Annotated in this window: 20 protein-coding genes, 2 pseudogenes and 2 other annotated features; of the genes and pseudogenes, 5 read left to right on the top strand and 17 right to left on the bottom strand. The window is 36.6% G+C overall.

Features of this window, described 5'->3' with window-relative positions; genetic code table 11:
* Positions 1-1,080, top strand: a pseudogene (locus V192_RS20680) (IS3 family transposase); the annotation flags it as partial.
* Positions 1,081-1,372: 292 nt separating this feature from the next.
* Complete coding sequence (locus tag V192_RS0118125; protein WP_025873683.1) at positions 1,373-1,693, top strand: DUF960 domain-containing protein; 321 nt, start codon at positions 1,373-1,375, stop codon at positions 1,691-1,693.
* Positions 1,694-1,759: 66 nt separating this feature from the next.
* On the opposite strand, the gene V192_RS0118120 is transcribed toward V192_RS0118125, so the two are convergent.
* The 6 genes from V192_RS0118120 to V192_RS0118095 all read right to left on the bottom strand — a co-directional run bounded on the left by V192_RS0118120 (position 1,760) and on the right by V192_RS0118095 (position 5,998).
* A complete protein-coding gene (locus V192_RS0118120; protein WP_025873682.1) occupies positions 1,760-2,008 on the bottom strand; it encodes a GlsB/YeaQ/YmgE family stress response membrane protein in 249 nt (82 codons plus the stop codon).
* Between the two features lie 34 nt (positions 2,009-2,042).
* Positions 2,043-2,513, bottom strand: a complete 471-nt coding sequence (locus V192_RS0118115; RefSeq protein ID WP_025873681.1) for an Asp23/Gls24 family envelope stress response protein — start codon at positions 2,511-2,513, stop codon at positions 2,043-2,045.
* Between the two features lie 38 nt (positions 2,514-2,551).
* Positions 2,552-2,767 (bottom strand): DUF2273 domain-containing protein, encoded by a 216-nt coding sequence (locus tag V192_RS0118110; RefSeq protein ID WP_025873680.1) that lies wholly within the window; start codon positions 2,765-2,767, stop codon positions 2,552-2,554.
* A gap of 13 nt (positions 2,768-2,780) precedes the next feature.
* The gene (amaP, locus tag V192_RS0118105; RefSeq protein ID WP_025873679.1) at positions 2,781-3,344 is read right to left on the bottom strand and encodes an alkaline shock response membrane anchor protein AmaP; all 564 of its coding nucleotides are present in this window, start codon (positions 3,342-3,344) and stop codon (positions 2,781-2,783) included.
* A 251-nt stretch (positions 3,345-3,595) separates the two neighbouring features.
* The gene (locus V192_RS0118100; protein WP_035011592.1) at positions 3,596-5,242 is read right to left on the bottom strand and encodes a peptide ABC transporter substrate-binding protein; all 1,647 of its coding nucleotides are present in this window, start codon (positions 5,240-5,242) and stop codon (positions 3,596-3,598) included.
* A gap of 33 nt (positions 5,243-5,275) precedes the next feature.
* Complete coding sequence (locus V192_RS0118095) at positions 5,276-5,998, bottom strand: gamma-glutamyl-gamma-aminobutyrate hydrolase family protein (protein WP_025873677.1); 723 nt, start codon at positions 5,996-5,998, stop codon at positions 5,276-5,278.
* A gap of 254 nt (positions 5,999-6,252) precedes the next feature.
* Positions 6,253-6,483, top strand: a binding site (T-box leader).
* Positions 6,484-6,630: 147 nt separating this feature from the next.
* Positions 6,631-6,876: a binding site (T-box leader), on the top strand.
* 60 nt (positions 6,877-6,936) lie between these two features.
* Here V192_RS0118095 and V192_RS0118090 point away from each other — a divergent pair.
* From V192_RS0118090 to V192_RS20675, 3 genes and pseudogenes are all read left to right on the top strand, one after another.
* Complete coding sequence (locus V192_RS0118090; protein ID WP_025873676.1) at positions 6,937-7,578, top strand: amino acid ABC transporter permease; 642 nt, start codon at positions 6,937-6,939, stop codon at positions 7,576-7,578.
* A gap of 47 nt (positions 7,579-7,625) precedes the next feature.
* Complete coding sequence (locus V192_RS0118085) at positions 7,626-8,261, top strand: amino acid ABC transporter ATP-binding protein (RefSeq protein ID WP_025873675.1); 636 nt, start codon at positions 7,626-7,628, stop codon at positions 8,259-8,261.
* 14 nt (positions 8,262-8,275) lie between these two features.
* Positions 8,276-9,093, top strand: a pseudogene (locus V192_RS20675) (amino acid ABC transporter substrate-binding protein).
* Positions 9,094-9,172: 79 nt separating this feature from the next.
* On the opposite strand, the gene V192_RS0118075 reads toward V192_RS20675, so the two are convergent.
* From V192_RS0118075 to abc-f, 11 genes are all read right to left on the bottom strand, one after another.
* Positions 9,173-9,778, bottom strand: a complete 606-nt coding sequence (locus tag V192_RS0118075; RefSeq protein ID WP_025873674.1) for an NAD(P)H-dependent oxidoreductase — start codon at positions 9,776-9,778, stop codon at positions 9,173-9,175.
* 283 nt (positions 9,779-10,061) lie between these two features.
* Positions 10,062-10,379, bottom strand: a complete 318-nt coding sequence (locus tag V192_RS0118070; RefSeq protein WP_025873673.1) for a rhodanese-like domain-containing protein — start codon at positions 10,377-10,379, stop codon at positions 10,062-10,064.
* A gap of 184 nt (positions 10,380-10,563) precedes the next feature.
* Positions 10,564-12,030, bottom strand: coding sequence for a glycoside hydrolase family 1 protein (locus V192_RS0118065; protein WP_025873672.1), 1,467 nt, complete (start codon positions 12,028-12,030; stop codon positions 10,564-10,566).
* 13 nt (positions 12,031-12,043) lie between these two features.
* Entirely contained in the window at positions 12,044-12,757 is a 714-nt protein-coding gene (locus tag V192_RS0118060) for a glucosamine-6-phosphate deaminase (RefSeq protein WP_025873671.1), read from the bottom strand.
* Between the two features lie 185 nt (positions 12,758-12,942).
* The gene (locus V192_RS0118055; RefSeq protein ID WP_025873670.1) at positions 12,943-14,853 is read right to left on the bottom strand and encodes a beta-glucoside-specific PTS transporter subunit IIABC; all 1,911 of its coding nucleotides are present in this window, start codon (positions 14,851-14,853) and stop codon (positions 12,943-12,945) included.
* 163 nt (positions 14,854-15,016) lie between these two features.
* The gene (locus V192_RS0118050; protein ID WP_025873669.1) at positions 15,017-15,850 is read right to left on the bottom strand and encodes a PRD domain-containing protein; all 834 of its coding nucleotides are present in this window, start codon (positions 15,848-15,850) and stop codon (positions 15,017-15,019) included.
* 390 nt (positions 15,851-16,240) lie between these two features.
* Positions 16,241-16,564, bottom strand: a complete 324-nt coding sequence (locus V192_RS0118045; protein ID WP_025873668.1) for a hypothetical protein — start codon at positions 16,562-16,564, stop codon at positions 16,241-16,243.
* Between the two features lie 24 nt (positions 16,565-16,588).
* The gene (locus V192_RS0118040; protein ID WP_025873667.1) at positions 16,589-17,245 is read right to left on the bottom strand and encodes a hypothetical protein; all 657 of its coding nucleotides are present in this window, start codon (positions 17,243-17,245) and stop codon (positions 16,589-16,591) included.
* A gap of 61 nt (positions 17,246-17,306) precedes the next feature.
* Positions 17,307-17,846, bottom strand: a complete 540-nt coding sequence (locus V192_RS0118035) for a hypothetical protein (protein ID WP_025873666.1) — start codon at positions 17,844-17,846, stop codon at positions 17,307-17,309.
* A gap of 10 nt (positions 17,847-17,856) precedes the next feature.
* Positions 17,857-20,526, bottom strand: a complete 2,670-nt coding sequence (locus tag V192_RS0118030; protein WP_025873665.1) for a fibronectin type III domain-containing protein — start codon at positions 20,524-20,526, stop codon at positions 17,857-17,859.
* Between the two features lie 445 nt (positions 20,527-20,971).
* Positions 20,972-22,576, bottom strand: a complete 1,605-nt coding sequence (gene abc-f / locus V192_RS0118025) for a ribosomal protection-like ABC-F family protein (protein WP_025873664.1) — start codon at positions 22,574-22,576, stop codon at positions 20,972-20,974.
* Positions 22,577-22,896: the final 320 nt, after the last annotated feature.

The raw sequence follows: 22,896 nt of genomic DNA, 5'->3' as shown, positions 1-22,896 counted from the left end.
GAGAAAGGGCGTCTATCTGCCATGCCAAAAAAAGAAGAAAAGACAAAGAACCATTCAATTAAAGAAACGCTAGAAGAGCAGAACCGCATCAAAGAATTAGAAAAGCAGGTTCGTACTCTTCAAATTGAAAATTCCTTTTTAAAAGAACTGAGGAAGCTGCGAAAACAGGGAGCTCACCAACGACGAGTGAATCAATCGCGCGAATCATCGCAAGCCTCCGAGGACAGTTCAAATTAGTTGAGCTTCTTAAAGCATTGAATTTTCTAAATCAACCTTTATGTATTGGCAAAAACGGTTTGACCGAAAAAATCCAAATCAGGAAATTGAAACAGAGATGCTTCATATTCGTCAAAAGCATAAAGATTACGGCTGTTTACGAATGACGAACGAACTAAGGAACCGAGGATTCCATGTGAATAAAAAGAAAGTTCAACGCTTGATTCGAAAGCTAAGGATTGAAGTCCGCTCTTATACACGGAAATCCCGTCGCTATAGCTCGTATCGTGGAAAAGTTGGAACGATTGCCAAGAACCGAATCCGACGTCGCTTTTACACGAGTGTTTGTCATCAAAAAATGACGACAGATACAACAGAATTAAAGTATTTTTACTGTGATCCCAAAGGGATCATTCGTCAAAGAAGTTATACTTAGATCCTTTTATGGATATGTATAATAGTGAAATTCTTTCTTATCGTATCTCAGAAAAACCAAATGCACTGGCAATAATGGAAGGATTAGAAGAAGCAATCAGGCTGACGAATGATTGTCCTTATCGTCGCACCTTTCACTCAGATCAAGGTTGGGCGTATCAAATGAAAGCTTATAGCTATAGACTGAAGAAACAGAACATTTTCCAAAGTATGTCTCGAAAAGGCAATTGTCTTGATAACTCAATCATGGAGAACTTCTTTAGTCTTTTAAAACAAGAAATTTATCACGGGAAAACCTATTCTAGTTTTAAAGAACTAAAAACGGCAATCGATAACTATATCTATTATTACAACAATGAACGAATGAAAAAGAAGCTGAACYGGAAAAGTCCTGTACAGTTTCGAATAGCCAAAAGTAAAGCAGCCTAATAACGAATAAAAAAACGGAGTAGATTTCTCTACTCCGAAAAAAGTCTAACTTTTTGGGGTCACTACAAAAACCTTATCTCTTTTTTACTCTAAATCTAAATAAACGGTAGGAATATAAGCAACGACTGTCCTTATTTCTCGGAGTTAAACGCTTCTGTCCTTCAAAAAAAGGGAAAGTCTTCCACCTCAACCACTCAATCTTCTACTTACTTTTTTATGAAACATGACAGAAGCGTGTTTAGAATAAATAAGGTATACTATTAGTATTAGACAGATAAAGGAGGTCAAATAAATGGTTGAAAGTTTTGATAGTGAACGTAGTCGTTATGCTTCTTTAGGTGTGGTTGAAAGCATGCCAGCAGCTTTGATCGATAGTATCTGGCTGATTATTGATTTAGATTTAAAAGGCGTTATTCCACTTACGAATATGCTGTATTTCGATTTGATCGATAACGGTGGGAAAGTAACTGTTCATTTTTCACAAGAAATCAGTGACGTCCAAATGGCCGTTGATTTACCTTTTCCTTATTCTGAAAACTATCCATCTCAAGTTTTTGCTTTTGATGATGGAAACAAAGAGACGATTTTATTACCAGCTGAAATGTTGGAATAATTACAATGACATACCTAAATAAAAAATAGTTCTGATAGGTATTGTAACCTATCAGAACTATTTTTATTAAGCCATTTTTTTTGCAATAAATGAGTAAATAGCGATACAGATTATAGCACCGATCAATGCAGATATAATTGGAAATCCTCCGATAATTGGACCAAAGTTTCCTAGTAACATCGTTCCTACCCAACTGCCGATAAACCCGACAATGATATTCCCGATGATACCACCTGGCACATCTCTACCTAAAATTGCTCCGGCAATGGTACCTAGCACACCACCGACAATTAATGACCAAATAAAACTTAGCATAGTAATCTTCCTCCTCGTAATAGACACCTACTAATTATTGTAATGTACGTGTGTTATTTTCTTGTTTTTTATCGTTTTCGTTATCATCTTTTTTCTTGTTTTCAAATTTTTCTTCATATTGCTCTTTTGACATGACATCGTCTACATTCATGTTAAATTCGATAACATCTAAACCAGTCATATTTTTCACTTCATCCGCAACTTTTTTCGTTGCTGTATCAAATACTTGGGCAATATTTTTACCATACTCCCCAATGACATCTAGATCGATTGCTACTTGTTTTGTTCCAACTTCTGCACTGATCCCTTTTGTTGGGTTGTTTCCATTTGTAAATTTGTCGGTCAAGTTGGTAATTGCATTTCCGCTTAATCCCAAAATACCAGGAATTTCTGATACGGCGATACCAGCAATTTTTTTCACGACTTGATCGTCAAATGTTAATTTAGTTTTGATACCATTTCCATTTGTTCCTTCAGTTGTGTTTCCATTTGCTTTGTTATCCATTTTCTTCTCAACCTTTCTGATTTTGATTCAATTTATTTTTATCTTTCAAAAAAAGCTTGTATAGAAGCTAAAATTGAAGAGATAGAACGTTGTTCGTCTTGCGTTTTACCGATAAAATAACCGATTCCTGTTAAAACGACAAGTAACACTGTTTTCCAAAACCCAATTGTCATCAAAAGAATAGCAATTAGGATCGCTAACGTTGTAAAGATCATTTGATTGCGATAAGGTGCGAAAGTCTTTAATTTTTTCACCCTACTTCCTCCTTTAAACTACGCGGGACTCTTTTTTGCTGTTTGACAACAAAGAGGATTCTGCTTTTTTCTTTTTGAAAATAACTTTCGTCTTATGCGTCTCAAGCATAGCCATTTTTTGTAGAGCTTGCGGAATCTGTTCTTGAATTTGTTTTCCTCGACTTATAAAAGATTGTTGTTGCTCATCTGCAATGGTTACTTCTACATCTGCTGTTTGGCTCTTGGTCAGTCTTACTTTTGTCTGTATAGTCTCACTATCAGCAATTCCATGTAAAGAGGATTTAGCAATGGATTCTAGCGTATTGAGCGGCAGATTTACCTGACCTGTATCTTTTTTTAAATGGATCTGTTTTTTGGTGATTGGTTTAAATACAACGATCAAAAACAGCAACAGCAATAGAGCTAATAGAGCAAAAAGAACAATCTGGTAAAAATAAAATACCCCATCAAATCGAACATACAAATCATTGAAAAATGTGCTCACAATACCTAAATCCATCATCTGTGAATACAATCCCACGATTCCAAAAATACCAGCTATTAACAATAAAGAAACAAGTCCTTTGATTACTCGCATAGTTTTTCCCTCCAACGTTGTTCGGACTTTTGGAAAATATTTCTCCTGTCTATACATTTTATGTTAAACGCATTTTCCAACAATTACAAAAGATACGCACGAGCAAAATTGGATTTCCAACCTTGTTCTATATCTTTATTGTCTTCTAGTCACTTGTATAAGAACGTTTTGTTCATAGTTTTTACTATAAAAAAACAAGTTGCAATTAAAGAAATTTTCCTTAACGTGCAACTTGCTCTTTGCTTTAAATACTAATCAACATAAGCCAAACGATAAGAAACGGTTCGTCCAAAAGGAAAAACTTGTAATTCTTTTAATCGATCTGCTTTAAGATATCCGATCGCGCCTTGGTATAAAGGCAAGACAGCGGCATCTTTTTCAATTAATGTTTCTTCTAATTCTTTTAATTTATCCCAACGTTTTTCTGGTTCATTTGCTAATGTGATTCTGGCATCATTCAACCCTTTATCGTATTCAGGATTGTTGTATCCTGCTGTATTCAATCCGCTTTTAGAATCATAAAATTCTAGGAAATTGATTGGGTCGGCGTAATCTGGTGTCCATGTACCAAAAACTAAATCAAAGTTACTAGCTGTTTGTAAGTCTAAACGATTTTGTAATGGTACTGATTTTAAATTGATTTTTAAGCCTGGCAAATTTTGTTGTAATTGTCCTTGCACATACTCAATCGTCTTTTTCGCAAGAGCCGAATCAGCCGAAAGCAACTCTAATTCGATTTCATCTTTGCCTAATTCTTTTTTAGCTGTTTCCCAGCTTTTTTGTGCGGCTTTCAAATCATATGGCAAAAAATCACCATTTTCTTTACGGAAGTCCTCACCATCTTTAGGGTCTTTAGCAAAGTCTTTTGGTACAAAACCATTAATAGCAGTCGAACCATCACCTAAAATATCTTTGGCAAAGGTTTCTTTATCGATTGCTTGTAAAATTGCTTTACGAACATTAACATTGCCAGTTACTTCTCGTTTATGATTTGGGCTTAAATAACCCACCATAGCTTTAGGTGTAAAGTGCGCTTGAGGTGAATCTTTATATTGTAATGCGTAGGTATCCGCTAACACAGTGTAATCTAAGTCACCGGCATCAAACAAATTCGTTCCAGTACCGATTTCTTTGACGACTTGCACATCGATCGTATCCAATTTGACATTTTTTTGATCCCAGTAATCTTTATTTTTCGTCAATTTCCAGTTCTCTGTATTACCATCCCAACCAGAAATCAAGAATGGACCATTACCGACAAAATTATCTGTTGAAGTCCCGTAAGCTTCACCTTTTTCTTTAACGAATTTTTCGTTTTTCGGCATAAATGGTGTACCAACCAATACTTGAGCTAAATAAGGAATCGGGTATTCCAACGTCATTTCTAACGTTTGATCATCAATGGCTTTCACACCAAGCTCATCTAATTTTGCTTGTCCTTCACGAATTTTCCGGCCATTTTTGAAAACATCCATTTGGTTACTACTACTTGAGCCAAAGCTTGGATCGACAACATTTTTAAACGCAGACACAAAATCACCTGCTACGACTGGATCGCCATTGCTCCATTTTGTCTCTTTTAATTTAAATGTGTAAACTAATCCATCTTCACTAACGGTAGGTTCACTTGCAGCAACAGCCAATTCAGGATCATGATTTTTATCCATACGGTAAAGTCCTTCCACCACTTGACCGATCATATCTGAACTGTAAACATCTGTGTAATGAGCACTATCTAATGTTGATAATTCTCCGCCAGAAGCTACTTTAATGACTTGAGTTTGTGCTGTTTTGTTACCGTCTTCTTTTTCCCCAGTTGAACTTGTCCCACTGTTGCTATTACATGCAGCCAGCAATAGACTTGCCGCCAAAACAAAAACGCCTAATCTTTTCTTCATTATACAATTCCTCCTCTTTTTAAGCTGAATAATTTATAATTCTTTGACAACATATTGAAAAACAGCCATTTCTTGTTCTAAATACTCATAGGCAAAATCAGGATGCCACTGAACCCCTAAAAATGCTAAACTAGGATCCTTGCTTTCCACCCCTTCAATGATGCCATCTTCACTGAGCGCTGTAACTCTTAACTCTTCCGCTAATTTCTTTACTGCTTGAAAATGAAAAGAGTTAACAGTCGTTGCTTTCCCATATATTTCACGTAAAATGCTGGCTTCTTCCGTTTGGATCTGATGCGTTGGAATTTCTCTTGCTATCGGTACTTGCATATGGGCAATATTTTGCTTATTCAAACAACTGATATCTTGGTATAAACTGCCGCCAAGCGCTACATTAACTAACTGTAGCCCACGACAAACGGCAAAAATCGGTTTCTTTTGTGCAATTGCTTCTTCGATCAACGCTAGCTCAAATTGATCTCGTTCATTAGATAGCTCAGCCTCTTCAACCTGAATCATTTCACCATATAGTGTTGGTGAAACATTTTGCCCCCCAGCTAGAATTAATTTATCAATCTGAGCAACATACGCTTTTGCTAGCTCAGGAGAACCGACAGGTAAAACCAATGGCAAACCACCAGCGTTTTGAACGGCCTTTACATAACCGCAAGGAGTATAACTGATTGGTAAATGATATAATTTTGCTCCTGCGTCCTTGATTTCATTTGCTGCAATTCCAATAATCGGCCGCTTCAATCGCCACCACTCCTTTTTACTTTCCGACAATAATTGTACATAGTTTATCAGATATATACGCAAATGGATAGTACCAAAAGGACCAGTGCGATAGTTTCTACCTATCACAATTCACTTACTTTTTAAAAGGAAATAGCTATGTTCATTTTAACTCAACTTCGCTGAATCAGTAAGTTTTATGCTTAAAACATAGTATTTTCTGAATTTTCTCAACAATTGATTGTTGACAAGTGGAAAAACTGGTGGTAAAGTTATAAAAAACAAAGAACAGAAGAGTACCTTTATCTTTTTCTTAAAGAGAGTCTTTGGCTGGTGAAAAAAGACAGAATGATAAAGCGAACCACATCTGGGAGTTAACTTTTTGAACAAAAGAGTAGAAAAGTTCGGGAATGCCCGTTATAGCATTCGAAGTCTACGACTTCATGAGGTTATCATTGTGAGATGATAACGAAAAAAGGTGGAACCACGAATTTTACGTCCTTTGGCTTAATTGCCAAAGGACTTTTTGTTGTTCAACACTTGACAACCTAAGCGAGAGACGTTTCATTACTTAGAATCGTCAAGCTTCTTACTCATTAACCACAATTAGAAACAAGGTACTAAGACAGTTTCCGCTAATCATTTGAATAAACACAACACACATAAACAGAACAAGTAATCACCGACCATTTCCTGACAGAGACTTTTTTATTCGCTGAGAAAAAAAGCGGGAAACCTTTGATGAACACACCTGTTTCAGTCATCTTCTGAATCAAGTAAGAAGATGCGGCCTTCTCCGTTACCAGAAAGAAATCTTTTGTTATGCGAGAGATTTTATGAGGTTAATACTGTGAGGTATTAACAAATTGAGGTGGAACCACGATTATTTCGTCCTCTTGGCTATTGCAAGAGGACTTTTTGCTTTTATCTACAAACTTAAAAAAATTGGAGGAAGAAACATGAACTACATTTTAGAAATCATGCCGGCTTTATTAGACGGAGCACTTATGACATTGAAAGTATTTATTTTTACACTATTGGGTTCGATCCCACTTGGAATTTTAGTTGCCTTTGCCTTACAGACAAATTTTAAACCTTTGAATTTTCTGATCAACATCTATATTTGGCTCATGCGGGGAACGCCATTATTACTACAACTCATTTTTGTTTTTTATGGCTTGCCTTTGATTGGAGTTGTCTTTGAACGATATGATGCTGCGTTGTTTGCCTTTATTTTAAATTATGCGGCTTACTTTGCTGAAATATTCCGCGGCGGGATTCAGTCAATTCCAGAAGGGCAATATGAAGCGGCTAAAGTGTTACGTTTGACAAAGTTCCAAACGGTCTCAAGAATAATCTTGCCGCAAGTGATCAAAGTCGTTTTACCTTCTATTGGTAACGAAGTAATCAATTTAGTTAAAGACACCTCATTGATTTACGTACTTGGTTTAGGTGATCTACTGCGTGCTGGAAAAATTGCGATGAGTCGGGATGTAAGCTTATTGCCATTAGTTCTAGTCGGAGTTATTTATCTACTGTTGACCGCCGTGTTGACTTTAGCTTCAAAAAAATTAGAAAAGCACTATCAGTATTATAAATAGTCAGTGCTTGAGGAACGTTGTCACCATTTTTATTTAGGAGGAAGATTATGTTACGTATAAAAAATTTAACCAAAAGTTTTGATGGTCGTCGGATCATCGATCAATTGAATTTAGAAATCAAAGATGGAGAAATTTTAACAATTGTAGGGCCTTCTGGTGGAGGAAAAACAACTTTGCTGCGTTGCTTAGCAGGGTTAGAAACCATTGATTCTGGTGAGTTGACTATGGATGGCGTGCCTTTCAATCCTGTTGAAATGGATAATGCAGACCAGGTCGTGGGAATCGTGTTTCAAGATTTCCAATTATTTCCTCATCTTTCAGTACTAGATAACATTACCTTAGCACCTATCCTTGCTTTAAAACAATCGAAAGAAACTAGTGAAATAGAAGCTGTCGATCTACTAACCAAGTTTGGTTTAGGGGGAAAAGAAAAACTCTATCCTTACCAATTATCTGGTGGTCAAAAACAACGAGTTGCACTTGCTCGGGCTCTTGCAATGAAACCAAAAGTATTAGGTTATGATGAACCAACTAGTGCACTTGACCCTGAACTTCGTCAACAAGTCGAAGATGTGATTTTAACACTAAAAGCGCAAGGCATGACTCAAATCGTTGTGACCCACGACATGAACTTTGCTGAAAATATTGCCGATAACTTACTAACAGTGTCACCTGTTCAGTAGAAAGGACATCTTATATGAAGAGAAAAAACTATCTAATACTCACCATTGCTACTTTATTGGCCATCGTATCGATTACAGGCTGTGGCAGAAAAAAAACAGACACAGATCAATGGTCGCGAATCAATTCTGAAAAACGAGTGATCGTTGGTTTAGATGATTCTTTTGTTCCGATGGGCTTTCAAAACAAAGCAGGTGAAATCATTGGATTTGATGTGGATTTAGCTAGAGCAGTCTTTGATTTATATGGAATCAACGTTGATTTTCAACCCATTGATTGGTCGATGAAAGAAAATGAGCTGCAAAATCAGACAATCGATTTAATTTGGAACGGCTATTCTAAGAATGCTGAGCGAGAAGAGAAGGTTTTGTTCAGTGATGAATACATGAAAAATGAGCAAGTCGTAGTTTCTTTAAAAAAGAATGCTATCAACAGCTTTGTGGATATGAAAGGAAAAGTTTTAGGTGCCCAGAATGGTTCTTCTGGCTACAATAGCTTTGAAGAACAGCCTGAGATTTTAAAAAATTTGGTAAAAGATCAAACGGCCATTTTGTATGATGCTTCAATGAAGCCTTTATGGATTTAAAATCCGGTCGCATCGACGGATTATTGATCGATCGTGTTTATGCTAATTATTATCTTTCCCATGAAGATAATTTAGCTGATTATTCCATTGTTAGCGGCGCATTTGAAAGTGAGGCATTCGCTGTTGGACTACGGAAATCTGATAAACAATTAGCTGAAAAAATTAACATGGCTTTTGAAAAACTCAGAAAATCTGGCAAACTAGCGGCTATTTCTAAAGAATGGTTTGGAGAAGATGTAACTAAGTGAACACTCACTTTAAAAATGAACGACAAAAAACATACTAAGTTTACGCTCTACTCTTAGTATGTTTTTTGTCGTTATCCGATTAGCTTAAATATTTACTTGTGACATCCACTAATCGTTTTGTTTGATCTTGAATCGCTGCTTTGACTTCATCAGCTTTCAACATATTGCCTTCACCATCGATTGAAGCACTTGTTCCATAAGGGTTACCACCCGCTGCAAAAGTTGATGGGTTTACATATCCTGCAGGAACAATAATAGCACCCCAATGTTGCATAACTGTATAAATCCCTTGAATCACTTGTTCTTGTCCGCCATTTGGATTTTGAGCTGAAGAAAAAGCTGTAACAAATTTATTAGCTAATTTACCTTGTGCCCAAAGTCCACCTTGTAAATCAAAAAATTGTTTTAATTGACTTGCCATCACACCAAAACGAGAAGGTGAAGAGAAAATATAAGCATCTGCCCATAACAGATCATCACTCGTAACTTCTGGAATGTCAGCACTCGCTTCCACATTTTTGCGCCAAGCTGGATTTGAATCAATCGCCACGTCTGGTGCAAGCTCATGAACTTTTCTTAAACGAACTTCAGCACCATTCGCTTCAGCTGCTTCTTTTGCCCATGTTACCATTTGTGTACCAGTCCCTGTAGAACTATAATATGCGATCAATAATTTAGTTGTCATGTTTTTTTCCTCCAATAACTGTTGTTTTCTATCTACATTCAAATACTAACAAATAGTAAGTGAACTGACAACTTATTTGCTTACTAAAAATAAGTGGGATATGACTCTTGGGTCATATCCCACTCACACGGAATCCAGATAAATTGGTAGGAACAGAAACAATCTCTTCAGAAATAAGCTGAAATTATTTTAAAATACAACGAAGTACGAGTTGATACTTCTCGCCAAAGACTCGTCGCAGATAGACATTGTACCTACTTGGTTGTCGGGATCACCCACTTCTTCAGCTATAACTATTGACCTTGCTTTCTCCATCCCAAACCGACATACCTTCAGATACAGAAATTACATTATAGCCATAATTCTCAAGAAAAGAACACGCATGTTCCGAACGAACACCGTGCTGACAAATAACGTAATGTGGCTGCTCCCGATCGATTTCCGACATTGCTTCTGGTAATGTGGATAGCGGATAATTCTTGGCAGTAACAATATGTCCATCAGAAAATTCCTCTACTTCTCGAACATCAATGATCGAAACTGGTTCATTGACTGTTAATTCGATTAACTTTTTTAATTCCTTGACTGATACTCTTTTCATCTTATCTATTATTCCTCCTGCAGCTTTTTCAGCCAACTGATTACTGCTTCTTTATTCTGTAATCAGTTAATTCGTCTCATTAGCAGTATACCACTGTTCCTTATTACTACAACATTTTACGCTCTTTTTGCGCCTTTTATTAAAAAAGACTTACTTCAAATGATTGAAATAAGTCTTAACTCTTTTATTCTTCTATGCCATTTGCTGCAATCAATTTTTTATACCAATAAAACGACTGTTTTCTAGAACGATTTAATGTACCATTACCTTCATCATCCATATCAACATGAATGAAACCATAACGCTTTTTCATTTCTCCTGTTCCAGATGAAACAACATCAATGCAGCCCCAAGGTGTATAGCCAATCAAGTCGACTCCATCTAACTCGATCGCCTCTTTCATCGCAGCAATATGCTTACTGAAATAATCAATACGATAGTCATCTTGGATCGTGCCATCTGCTTCAACTTTATCAGCTGCACCAAACCCATTTTCTACAACAAATAATGGAACATTATAGCGATCATACAATTTACACAAAGAAATACGTAGACCTAGAGGATCTACAGCCCAACCCCAATCCGATTCCTTTAAATAAGGATTTTTGACCGCTGGCATTTGATTTCCACCAACATACTTTACCTCTTCCGGATTAGCAGCAGAAACCGTTGACATATAATAACTAAAGCCAATATAATCAACCGTTCCTTCTTGTATGATTTCATCATCACCCGCTTCTTTTTTGATCACAACATTTTCCCGTTCAAATTCTTTTATTTTGTGTGCTGGATAATAGCCTTTAACCTGCACATCAATATAAAATTCTTGCTCACGATTAAATTTGATCGCTTCCATCACATCTTCTGGATTACAGCTCATTGGGTAGCTTGGAATATATGCGACCATCATCCCTATATTGAAATCTGGATTGATCTGATGACCTAACTTAACAGCTTTAGCACTCGCTACAAATAAATGATGAGCAGCTTGGTATTTCGCTTGTTTATCATTTTGATGGATACCGATTTGTGTCCAGCTGCGTAAAAAATTGATTTCATTAAAAGTCATCCAATATTTTACTTTATCTTTATAACGTTTAAATAATGTTTCACAGAAAAACAAGAAATAATCGATCACTTTTCGACTTGACCATCCGTCTAATTCATCGGCTAAATACATTGGAATGTCAAAATGATTGATCGTTACGATTGGTTCAATCCCATAACTCAATAACTCATCAAACACTTTATCGTAAAAGGCTAACCCTTCCTCATTGATTTCTGTTGTTCCTTTAGGACAAATTCTAGACCAAGCGATCGAAAGTCTAAAACATTTAAAGCCCATTTCAGCAAATAAAGCAATATCTTCCTTATAATGATGATAAAAATCGGTTGCTACATGGCTTGGGTAATACTGTTCAGGATCAATATAGCCAACTGCACCTTCTGGTAGCGTTGCGTCTCTTTTACAGGTTTCAATTTTACCTTCTTTTGTTTTATAAGTGATCATTCTAGGACTTGTATGACTACCACCTGTGATCGCATCTAGCGTACTTAGTCCTTTGCCACCAGATAAATAGCCACCTTCATATTGGTTGGCAGCTGTAGCCCCACCCCATAAAAAATTTTCTGGAAATACTGATTTACTCATTGATTATTTCTCCTCATTCTAATAATTCTGCTGCTGCCTCATCTAGAACAACCGTTAAATGCGGATGCATTTTCAAAATAGAAGCAGGTATTTCAGCAGTGATTGCGCCTTCAATAAACGCTTTCATAATTTTCGCTTTCTTTTCACCACTAGCAAAAAGAATCAAGTGTCTAGCGTTCATCACACTTCTTGGTCCCATTGTAACATAAAAATCAGGTGTTTCAGCACGATCTTCAAAATGCGGCGCGATTCGCTCTTTCATTGCCTCATCGCAAACAACCTTCGTTGTGAAGTCACTAAAGCTTGTTGTCCCTGGTAGATTGCCACAATAGTGCCCATCTGCACCGATCCCAAGTAAAATCGCATCAAGACCGCCAGCTTCATCTATCCGTTGATCCTGCTCTTTGTAGTTTTCTCCATCTAGTATATGGATTTGTTCATCTGAAATATCTGCAGGTGTAAAGTACAGCTCTCTTAAGTCGCCGATCGTCACACCTTCACGCCGCCCTGACTTATAAGGAATCTCATCAAAATTATAGTAATGTACATTATCAAAATAGTCCTTGTCTTTCACTTCAGCCACTAATTTTTCATACATCCCAATTGGCGTCGTCCCTGCAGTGATTGCCAAATTCACTCGCTCATGGCGTTGAAACATTTCTCCAATCAACAGTTGTGCTGCAACTTTACTTAATTCATCATAATCCTTCGTCAAAATAATTTTCATACCATTTCCTCCTAAATTTAAACGCATATCGGGCTCGTCCAGTCTCGTAGAAAAATAGAAAAAATTGAGTGCGCTCCTTTTTTGTATCACTTCATTTTCAGCTTTTTTCATAGAGAATAGCCCGTAAAGCTCATTTCATTTTTCTAAAATCGACAACTAAATCAGTCTTACTTTCTCCTCCTACATCATTCCACAGCTAACCCCACTTCGCTTCTATCATGTGTCACCCCAGGAACAATCGTGATCAATGCCTCTTCTTCTTGAATCTGCTTTTGATCATCCATTGTTAAAACTGATAAATAGTCATCCGAATTAGTAACAACCACGATCACACTTATATCATAGCCCGCTTCACTGATCTTTTCATGGTCAAATCGAAGCAGCGGAGTTCCTACATGAACCGTTTGCCCTTGCTTACACAGCAACTCAAAATACTGTCCTTCTAATTCCACTGTATCTAATCCCACGTGGATCAACATTTCAATTCCTTCTTTTGAGGTCAAACCAATCGCATGTTTCGTCTTAAACGCAATCGTCACTGTCCCTTCAATCGGCGACACGATCCTGTCAGTATCAGGCATGATTGCAATGCCCTTTCCAACTAATTCTTTTGAGAATGTTTGATCTGCCACGTCACTGATCGGATAAACTGTTCCAGAAACTGGTGCATTGATAATCACAACGTCCTGCTCCTTTTCTACAGCACTTGTATTCAATGAACTCACTGCTTTTTCTGGGCCCTCTTCTATTTTCATCACACTTTTCGCTAGTAAAAATGTAATCACAAAAGTAGCGATCACCGTTACGATCAAGGCAATAATAAATCCGGCAGCTGCATCATTTAAAAAAACAGGAATCGAAAGAATACTCGGCATTACAGGCGCCATTGATTTAGCACCCAAAACTGCACCGATAGCACCACCGATCCCTCCACCTAACGATGCACCGACAAATGCAGCTTTATATTTTACTAAAACACTATACAACGCAGGCTCAGTAATTCCTAAATACCCGGAAACTGTAGAGGACAAAGCCACTTGCTTCATTTTTTTATTTGAAATCAAGAAGTAGACAGCAAATGCTGCTGTCGCTTGGGCCATCGTACTCATAAAATTCATTGGTCCCATTGTCGAATAACCGTATGTTGCGATTTGTTGCTGCGTAATCGGCCGAATCGCATGATGCATCCCCATTAATACTAATAACGGACGGCTTGCACCAATGACAAAACCTGATACTAGCGGAGAGAACTTGATCAGTGCTTCGATTCCTTGAGCAATATATTCTCCCACATAAAACCCGATTGGGGCCAAAACAACTAACATGATCGGCACTATCAAAATCAATGTTAACAACGGCGTAAAAATCACTGTCACCATACTAGGTATGACTTTTTCAAAGAAGCGATACACATAACTCAACAGTAAAACAGCTAAAATAATCGGTAAAATCGAACTACTGTAATTAACGATCGGAACAGGAATAAAACCTAAAAACTGAACTTTCGTCAATTCCCCTGCTATTGCAGCATTGATCAACGTTGGATACATCAATACACCAGCCAAACTTAACGCCATGTATTCATTGGTTTTAAATCTACGTGCACTACTTACTGCCAATAAAAACGGGAAGAAATAAAACATGGCATCCCCAGTCATATTCAAAACAAACATCGTGCCACTTTCAGGATCTGCCCAACCCAAACTTGTCAGCATGAATAAAAAGCCCTTTAGCATCCCGCCACCAACAATTGGTGCCAAACTTGGGACTAAAATTGCAGATAAAGTGTTGATCAAACGGTTTATCAACGAATCTTTTTCGCCATTTGGCGCTTCTTCACTCGTGTTATCATCTAAACGCGGGATAAGTTTAATGATTTCTGCATACACTTTACCGACTTTCCCACCAATGATCACTTGATATTGACCACCTTGTCTTTGAACACCCATAACTCCTTCAAGCTCTTCCAACACTTTTGTTTGAGCCTTAGACTCATTCTTTAAATTAAATCGTAGTCGTGTAACACAATGAGTCAAACTGCTGATATTTTCTTCTCCACCAACAAGCATAATGATTTTTTCAGCTAAAGCCTGCATTTTTTCTCCTCTTTTCTATTTAATATTTTTATTTATTACCCAAATTTTGCAGTTAGTTTTCTTTAAGAAAAAAAGACCTGCTCAAAAAATTATTTTCTTTAGAAAACAATTTTTTTCAAACAGGTCTTGCCAGCCTAACTGTAACGAATCCTTGTATTGATATTTATGAATGCAATAAGCGAGCCAAATGTAAGGTTAAGTATAATTGTTCATCAAAGGTTGCTGTCTTTTTGTACCTTTCTTCCAAATAACCACTGATTTTCAGGCTACATTTGAATTCTTTCGGATATTTTTTTTTGACCGTTAAAACAATTTCTTCATTATCAAGAGAGTTCACAGTCTCATGCGTGTTCAACCGCATTAAATAGTAACGCAGATGATTCAAAAAACGTTGGTAATTGATTGAGTTTTCATCTAATTCTACTTGAAAATAATAACGGACAAGTTGAGTAATATCTCCCATCGCTTCCATATAGTCCATTGTCGTTTCCATTGATTCTTGATCAAATTGGTAATTTACAAAATGCATGGCAATAAATACTGCTTCTGATTCTTCTAAAGCAATTCCTTTTTCCTTTTCAATCAACGAAAGTACTTGCAGACCAACCTCAACTTCTTTAGGATAAAACTGTTTGATTTCCCACTCGATCGGACTCCGTATTTTTAACGCTTCTTGGTGACGCTTAAATGCGAATAACAAATGATCTAGCAAACTAAACAAAATAACCGGATTGATTTCCCTACCAAGTTTCTCTTCTCCGATTTTTACTATTTTCTCCACTAACAAAATTTCCTCATAACTTGCTTCATTTAATAAAACAGCCATTTGCTTAACACTCATTTTTTCTGTAGGCAGATACACTTGCTGGATCAACTTGGGATCAACAGGTTCATTAGGATATGCTTGAAATCCCAAACCTTTCCCAACAACAATAACTTCTAACTCCTCATCAACAGCCAACACAACATTATTATTGATTCGCTTTTTTATATACATGTTCCACCTCCTTACAATAAAAGCTAAAAGAGCTCGTTCAGTCTCGTTGAAGAATAAGAAAAACCATAACATAGCAATCACGATAAAGAAGCCTTTATCATCTTTGCTATATTATGGTTATGCCTGAAAAATCAGTAACAATTCCATCAACTACGATTAATATAGCACGGAAAGAAAACGCTGTCAATTCCTTTTTTATTTGTTTTTATTTTTTCATTTAAGCTATTCTAGTATTATATCTATCAGTTGTTATCACTTATAGACTCCTAGCTCTTAGATAAACATAAAGAGAGTGGAACTTAACTCTTCTAGTCAGGTCCCACTCACACAGAATTCGGATAAACGATGGGAGCAAAAGCAATCCCTTTTGTCCATCCTCTATGCTTATTATTATGAATAATTTTTTCTATGTGCTTTCCATCTACTGAGAAGTAGATAAATCAATAGTAATACGAAGCCAATCGGAGTGATTGTTTCGATAAGGCTCCCCATATTCGGAAATTTTCTTAGTTCTATGTGCGTTTGTTCTGGTTGTGCTAATTTTGTATCTGGTTCTTGCTCTTGTTCTTTTGGCGGTTGTGAATTGGCTTTATTTCCACCGATTTGCCCACTTACCTCAATTTCAGCAGTTGAAGCATAAACAGACTCTTGATAAAAACCAATATAGCCGACCAAAAGAATGAACAAAATGATGTGACAATTAAATCGTTTCATTGATTATCACAGCCTTTTACTAAATTATGGAGTTACACCAAGTGTTGTACCGTCTTTTTGGATCGATGTGAATTTCAATGTCAATGTGTAGTTTTCAGGAGTTGTCGCTTGTTCAACATTTGCTGGTAAATCAGCAACCGTTGTACCTGTATAGTAGAATTTTGCAGAATTCGCATATGCTGAAGCCGCATCTGTATCAATATTTAAGCGTCCCTCTTTATTGGCTAAACGCATCCAAACAGGCGCGCTTGTCAAATCAGCTAATGCATTACTTTCCACTAAATTAGTAGCTGCAGGAGTCGCAACTAATCCATCTCCTTTGGCATTGATTGTCAATGTATCAACATATTTAGGCGTTCCGTCCATTTTGTTCAACGTCACCGCAACACCGCGACCTGAATTATTGACAATGCTGTAATCAGCAGACTCGATGTTTTTGTGGGCACTTGCTGTTGTCGTGTGAAAGGCTGTTGCTGTATCAACAGTAACATTGATCCATTCATCAGAGCCTTCCGGAATAGTAGTATCTGGATCTGTATTATCTAATTTACCGATCGTTCCATTGATAATAACGTCTGCTGAATTTTCTCCATCGATTGTTTCAGCTGACGCTAGTTGTGTTAGTCCTGATACGCTTAGACCTAGCATCATTGCAGTAAGTAAAAAGTTCGTTTTTTTCATATCGTTTCTCCCTTATGTGTTAATGATTTATTTTTAACAGAAAACCTGTTAAATAACGTTATTAGTTGTTGACACGAATGGTGATTCCAGCTTGCACTTGACCACGTTTTTTATTGGTTTTTGAATCATAAATATCAAATGTGGCTGTTGCTGGATGATCTCCTTGGGCAAGTTTTTTATCTAGTTTTGCTCCGTTTATTTCATAGCCTGGCTGAATTGCACCAGAAGAATAAATTTGTTCATTATTGTTATCTAAACGAATCACTACATTGATTGGATAACCGTTTTCGACTGGGTTTTGAATATAGAGGCTGCCCTCACTATCACCAGTCTCAAAAACTGCAAGCGATTTGATGACCATGTTGAATTTACTGGCATCAACTGCTTTTTGTTCAGCTTCTTTCACTTCTTTATCACTCATCTTCTTAGCACCTTTAGCATCTGGTAAATACTCTCCAGATACGACTTGGATCGGTTCGGTTTTAGTTGAATAATAATAGTATAATCCTCCTGCTGCTACTGCGAGTATAAGTAGTAATAGCAAAATCAGCAGGCGTTTCTTTTTCTTCTTTTCCTCATTTGTTTGGTTCGTTTTATCCATAAATTACCTCTCATTCTTCATTTCTTTCCACTTTAAAAGTCATTTTATAGGTTGGGAAAATTGCTTGGTTCGTTGCATTAAAGTACTTTCCTCTAAGAGTCAGACTTTTCTGTTCGTTGGGATCCAACACGCCGATCGATAATGGGGAGTGAATTAAATCATTCGTCAAAAAGAGCGTGTTTGACTGATCATTATTGATAAGCATTTGCAGCGCAAGTTCATTTTGACCTGCATTTCCTGAAAGGTTATTCAATAATAGTAATTGATTGGCATCCGCATTTTCTTTACTCAGATTAGTTAAAGAAATTTTTGTTGCCGTGTTGCCTTTGTTTACGACTTGATATTCCCCAGAGGAGACCTCGCCTTCTTGTGGCGTGCCAATATCTTGATTTTGTGTTTGAAAAGCCATTTCAATCGGTATTTCCACTTTGATGATTTCCGCTACCGTTTGAAATTCCGTAAGAGGCGTCATTGCTAAAACAACTTCTTCCCCATAAACGCCTGCAACATTCACTCGAACATAATACGTAACATCTTCTTCAAGCCCTTTTAATTTCGTACTAAATTTTTGATTCTTATCTCCTGAAAGATCAGCAATTTGATAGTTTGTTTCATTTTCCGGAAAGGTCTTATTTTTGCTATATTCAACTGTGACTTGGCGATACTTAGCACCAAAATAAGCTGGTTGATCTGGGATTGCTGCAGCTTCACCATTTGAATAATCCGTCCACTTCCCTGTATCACTTGCTAGTTCTCCATTGATAATGGCAGTAGTAGTTGTGACATCAGCTGTGAGATTGCTCAACTGCGGTTTTGTAGCAAAAAGTTCCGTGTCAGAAAATTCACTTTCTCCCGCTTGGTTAGTAACAACCATTTGAGCCCAATAAAGAGTGTTTGGATTTAGACCATCCACGACAACATTATAATATGACTTGAGTGCTGTGTTTATTTGACCATCAAATGAGTTTAACGTAACGATTTGTCTTGCATTCCTTAAATCATTTGCATCTTCTTCTGCAGAGAAAATGAAAAATTTCACCTCTGTTGCTGGGCTGCCATTATTCACAGAGCTTCCAGATAACGAAATGGATGTATCTGACGCATCAAGCGCAAAAAGGTCTAATTGATTAGGAACATCTATAAACTCACTAAACACAATTTTCTGTGAGTTTCTTAAAGCAAGTATTTCTGTTGCGTTGAATGGATCACTAGACCCTGGGATATTCGTAAAGTTCGTTCCTTGAACACTCAAATCGGACGCTGTCTTGAATATTTCTTGTGTTGGTGTACTACTCGTTTTACTGGAATAGGTCTCTATTTTTTGTAGATAGTTGCTAGTGAAAGACAAATTATTGACACCACTGGCGCCATTTAACCCAAGAGTTCCCAGACTCGTCCCTGCAAATGACACTTGCTTTGCCTTATTCATATTGATAGCAAATGTACTGGAGCTAGACGTTGTAAAGACATTACCACTTGCAACATCTATTGAAACATCAGCATTTTCACCAATCGTCATACCGCCTTTAGCGGTATATAGATTAATCGGCAAAGGTAATTTAAAGTTCACTTGAGCATTTTCTTTAAAGTCAAATGTAATTGGTTGGGTCAGATTAGCAGCAAAAAATCGATTTCTAGAACTCGTTGATGCTAGTGTGACTTTGTCCAAATTAAAGATACCATTTTTTTCAACAGTGTAACTTGGTGAAAGAGAGCCATACATGACATTTCCATTCGTTTGTACATCCAGTTGTGCATCTTCTCTCACTACGATTTGAGAAGTTCTCGCATGTGGATTGGCTGAAGACGTTCCCGATGACCAGATGAATGCCTCTGTTGTACCTGAATGTTGGATTGACGTATGACCACTTTGAATTTCTACATAATTGATTTCTGCCCATTCCTGGGAATATGTACTCGTACCTCGTTGATCGATTCTATTTTGCCCACGCATGATGACCGATCCATCTATGTTATAAATCATTTGACCATTTGTAGAATAATAATCGACTCCATCAAAAATGAAAGTCATATTTGCTGCTGATATTCCAGATATGATCCCATAATAACCAACTGCGCCTGAACCATCACTATTACCAAATTGTGTGTTGCGTATCTCGATAACCGCATTTGCTTGATTTGCATAAAAACCACTGGCAGCTGTACCGCCTTTATTATATGTAATAATATGATTTGCACCATCTATGATCATCTTATCTTTAAGCTGATAACCACTTGAACCCAAATTGATATCGTTTGTTAAACGAAAATTTAATTTTTGACTATCTTTTAAATACTCAGTCAAAGTAGCAGCTGAATCAACTAGCCAAAAACCATCTTCATCTTGGGCAGCGATCCTTAACCTATTCTCACTGCTCATTTCAACTTCGTTTTCATCTGAAACGTTATTTATACTTTTACTATTTGTTATATTATCTTTTTCAATGAATTCTTTTTCTTCCGTTGATTCTTGTGTATCTGAAGCATCAGTGCTAATCAGCTCCGATGAATCTAAGACTAATTCTTCCTCCGTTGATTCTGTTAATTCAGTGGTCGATAAAGTTTCCTCGTTTGGTTGCTCCATTTGGACTTGTTCTACCTCTATAGCGTAAGACCAATCAATCGGAAAAATCATTACGATGATATATGTAATTAAAAACAAACGAATATTTTTTTTCATGACAGGCCTCCCCTACTTTTTAATAGAAACTAAGCAAATAATTTTCCTCACGTATATCATTGTATTGTAATTTGCAACTAATATCAATTTAATAACGTCAGTTTTTTATTGTTTATCTATTTATTTTATCAATTACTTATTTTTTTAAAACTTTTTATAACAAATCCGCTCTTTATCTGCTCTCAATTTTCTTTTCATAAAGATTAAGTTTTTTTTAAGCACTGACATCTTCTTTTCATTTTGCTCTTTCTTGTGGGTAATTACTTCAATTTTAAACACTAGGAAAAGAGAATCTGATTAAAAGGTGAGGGCAGGTTTAGATTGAGTGAAACGTATATCCCCTTGAGAAGTAAGGAAGAATTCTCAAAAACTACTCTTCAAATTTCTATGACCAAGTAGATATTGTGCAATATCAGCTTATTTCTGAAGGGGACGTTTCTTGGAGTTAAATGTTTTTTGTAAGTATTTCTAAATATGTTCCTGTTTGTTTCCTTACCTTAAGTTGGTCAACGATCAAAAATGTATCAAACATCTTTTGTAAAAAATAACGATCATGGGACACAACTAATAGGGTTCCTTTAAACGATTCTAATATTTCTTCGATTTCTTCTCTAGTTTCGATATCTAAATGATTAGTTGGTTCATCTAGCACTAAAAAATTCACTTCATTATGCATCAGTTTAGCCAATTCTAAACGAATTTTTTCACCACCACTTAAAAACCGAACCTGTTTCATCACATCTTCACTATAAAACGAATATTTTGCCAGCGCTTGGCGGCTTTCTCGTTCTGGCAAAGAACAACTTTGGCTGAATGAAGTTAAAATTGTTTGATTAGGCTGCTCATAATCAATGACCTGAGGTAAATAACCGACTTGAAGATTCGCTCCTTGTTTGATTTCGCCACTGTCCGCTGATTCTAATTCCAATGCCAGTTTTAACAATGTGCTTTTTCCGACACCGTTTTCGCCTATAATGGCTGAATGCTCTTGCCAAAATAACGAAAAGTCGATTTGATCAAACAAGCGGTGTTCAGCATAACGCTTGCTAACAGCCTTAAAGTGAAGCACCTCTTTCCCAGAACGGTCAGCTTCTTTGAATTTCTTTCCTAATTTTGTGGTTTCATCTTTAGGTTTAGGAATTTTTTGAATCTTTTCTAAACGTTTTTCCAGTTCTTTAGCCTTTTTGAAGAATTTTTCATTATCACCTTCGTGACCCCACTGACGAAAACGACGAATTGCTAGTTTAATTTTCTGGGTTTCCTTTTGCTGCTCTGCAAAATCTTTTCTCAACTTTTCAAGCTGTTCTTCCTTTTGTCTCTTATACGCTGAATAATTCCCTTTGTATTCCTGCAGCTGTCCTGATTCTAGCTCTATAATTTTATCTACTGTATGATCTAAAAATAAACGATCATGTGAAACAATCAAATAAGCTGTTTTCTCATGTGTTAAATAACCTTCTAGCCAAGTGATTCTTTTAGCATCCAAATGATTGGTCGGTTCATCCAATAAAACCAATTCATTCTCTTGTAATAATATCCTTGCTAGAGAAACGATCGTTTGCTCACCACCGCTTAGCTCTGAAAGTTTTTTCGACAACAAATGAGTGATCATTAAACCGTTAGCAATCATTTCTAGTCTATTTTCCATTTCATAGCCGCCAGCTTGTTGGAATTCTTCTTGCTTTTGACCATAGCGAGCTAATATTTTTTCTAAATCACAGTCTGGATCAGTCATGGCTTCTTCCAAATGTGTTAATTGATTTTGAATCGAATTCTGTAATGTAAAAGTTTCTAACAGATACGTTTTGACTTGTTGTTCATAGACTTCTGGCATTTGAGCTAAATAGCCAATACGAATATTTTTTTTACAGCTGACCGTCCCTGAGTCAACTGGTTCACGTCCTGTGATAATCCTTAACATCGTTGATTTTCCTGATCCGTTGGTACCGATCAGTCCGAGCTTTTCTCCTTGATTTATTTGTAGATTTACTTCTTCAAAAAGTGGAACACTTCCATAGTTTTTGGTTATCTTTTGTAATTGTACTAACATATCGTCCTCTTTCTGCCATTCAGACAGATAAACAAAACGAAACACTCTTGCTTTTCGTTTTCCTTTGACCTACATTTTTTCTAGTTATTTGGTATACACAAAAAAGCTGAACGTTTTTCTTCGTTCAACCTTCATTATTTACTGTTAGATGCAAAGTTAGCTCCTTTATTTTTTAGACGGGAGCATGTTCTATTAGCAAACATCATGTTATTTTATGACTGATTGTTTTCTAAGTAAATAAGTCTGAATGGTCTGTTTTATTCAATTGATCAACCTTTTTGGGCACACTCGTCCCTTGAGTTAAAAAATCGGAAATAATA

The sequence above is a fragment of the Enterococcus crotali genome, from assembly GCF_000633635.1.
Classification (GTDB): Bacteria; Bacillota; Bacilli; order Lactobacillales; family Enterococcaceae; genus Enterococcus_L; species Enterococcus_L crotali.
Note: the sequence above shows the minus strand (reverse complement) of the source record. Positions and strands in the feature narration are given on the sequence as shown.

Excerpts from the sequence above, each read along its gene's own strand:
- V192_RS0118100 (WP_035011592.1), bottom strand. The coding sequence starts at position 5,242 with ATGAAGAAAAGATTAGGCGTTTTTGTTTTGGCGGCAAGTCTATTGCTG.
- V192_RS0118070 (WP_025873673.1), bottom strand. The coding sequence starts at position 10,379 with ATGAAAAGAGTATCAGTCAAGGAATTAAAAAAGTTAATCGAATTAACA.
- V192_RS0118050 (WP_025873669.1), bottom strand. The coding sequence starts at position 15,850 with ATGTATATAAAAAAGCGAATCAATAATAATGTTGTGTTGGCTGTTGAT.
- V192_RS0118035 (WP_025873666.1), bottom strand. The coding sequence starts at position 17,846 with ATGGATAAAACGAACCAAACAAATGAGGAAAAGAAGAAAAAGAAACGC.
- V192_RS0118065 (WP_025873672.1), bottom strand. The coding sequence starts at position 12,030 with ATGAGTAAATCAGTATTTCCAGAAAATTTTTTATGGGGTGGGGCTACA.
- amaP (WP_025873679.1), bottom strand. The coding sequence starts at position 3,344 with ATGCGAGTAATCAAAGGACTTGTTTCTTTATTGTTAATAGCTGGTATT.
- V192_RS0118075 (WP_025873674.1), bottom strand. The coding sequence starts at position 9,778 with ATGACAACTAAATTATTGATCGCATATTATAGTTCTACAGGGACTGGT.
- V192_RS0118085 (WP_025873675.1), top strand. The coding sequence starts at position 7,626 with ATGTTACGTATAAAAAATTTAACCAAAAGTTTTGATGGTCGTCGGATC.
- abc-f (WP_025873664.1), bottom strand. The coding sequence starts at position 22,576 with ATGTTAGTACAATTACAAAAGATAACCAAAAACTATGGAAGTGTTCCA.
- V192_RS0118090 (WP_025873676.1), top strand. The coding sequence starts at position 6,937 with ATGAACTACATTTTAGAAATCATGCCGGCTTTATTAGACGGAGCACTT.
- V192_RS0118055 (WP_025873670.1), bottom strand. The coding sequence starts at position 14,853 with ATGCAGGCTTTAGCTGAAAAAATCATTATGCTTGTTGGTGGAGAAGAA.
- V192_RS0118030 (WP_025873665.1), bottom strand. The coding sequence starts at position 20,526 with ATGAAAAAAAATATTCGTTTGTTTTTAATTACATATATCATCGTAATG.
- V192_RS0118115 (WP_025873681.1), bottom strand. The coding sequence starts at position 2,513 with ATGGATAACAAAGCAAATGGAAACACAACTGAAGGAACAAATGGAAAT.
- V192_RS0118045 (WP_025873668.1), bottom strand. The coding sequence starts at position 16,564 with ATGAAACGATTTAATTGTCACATCATTTTGTTCATTCTTTTGGTCGGC.
- V192_RS0118125 (WP_025873683.1), top strand. The coding sequence starts at position 1,373 with ATGGTTGAAAGTTTTGATAGTGAACGTAGTCGTTATGCTTCTTTAGGT.
- V192_RS0118040 (WP_025873667.1), bottom strand. The coding sequence starts at position 17,245 with ATGAAAAAAACGAACTTTTTACTTACTGCAATGATGCTAGGTCTAAGC.
- V192_RS0118060 (WP_025873671.1), bottom strand. The coding sequence starts at position 12,757 with ATGAAAATTATTTTGACGAAGGATTATGATGAATTAAGTAAAGTTGCA.
- V192_RS0118120 (WP_025873682.1), bottom strand. The coding sequence starts at position 2,008 with ATGCTAAGTTTTATTTGGTCATTAATTGTCGGTGGTGTGCTAGGTACC.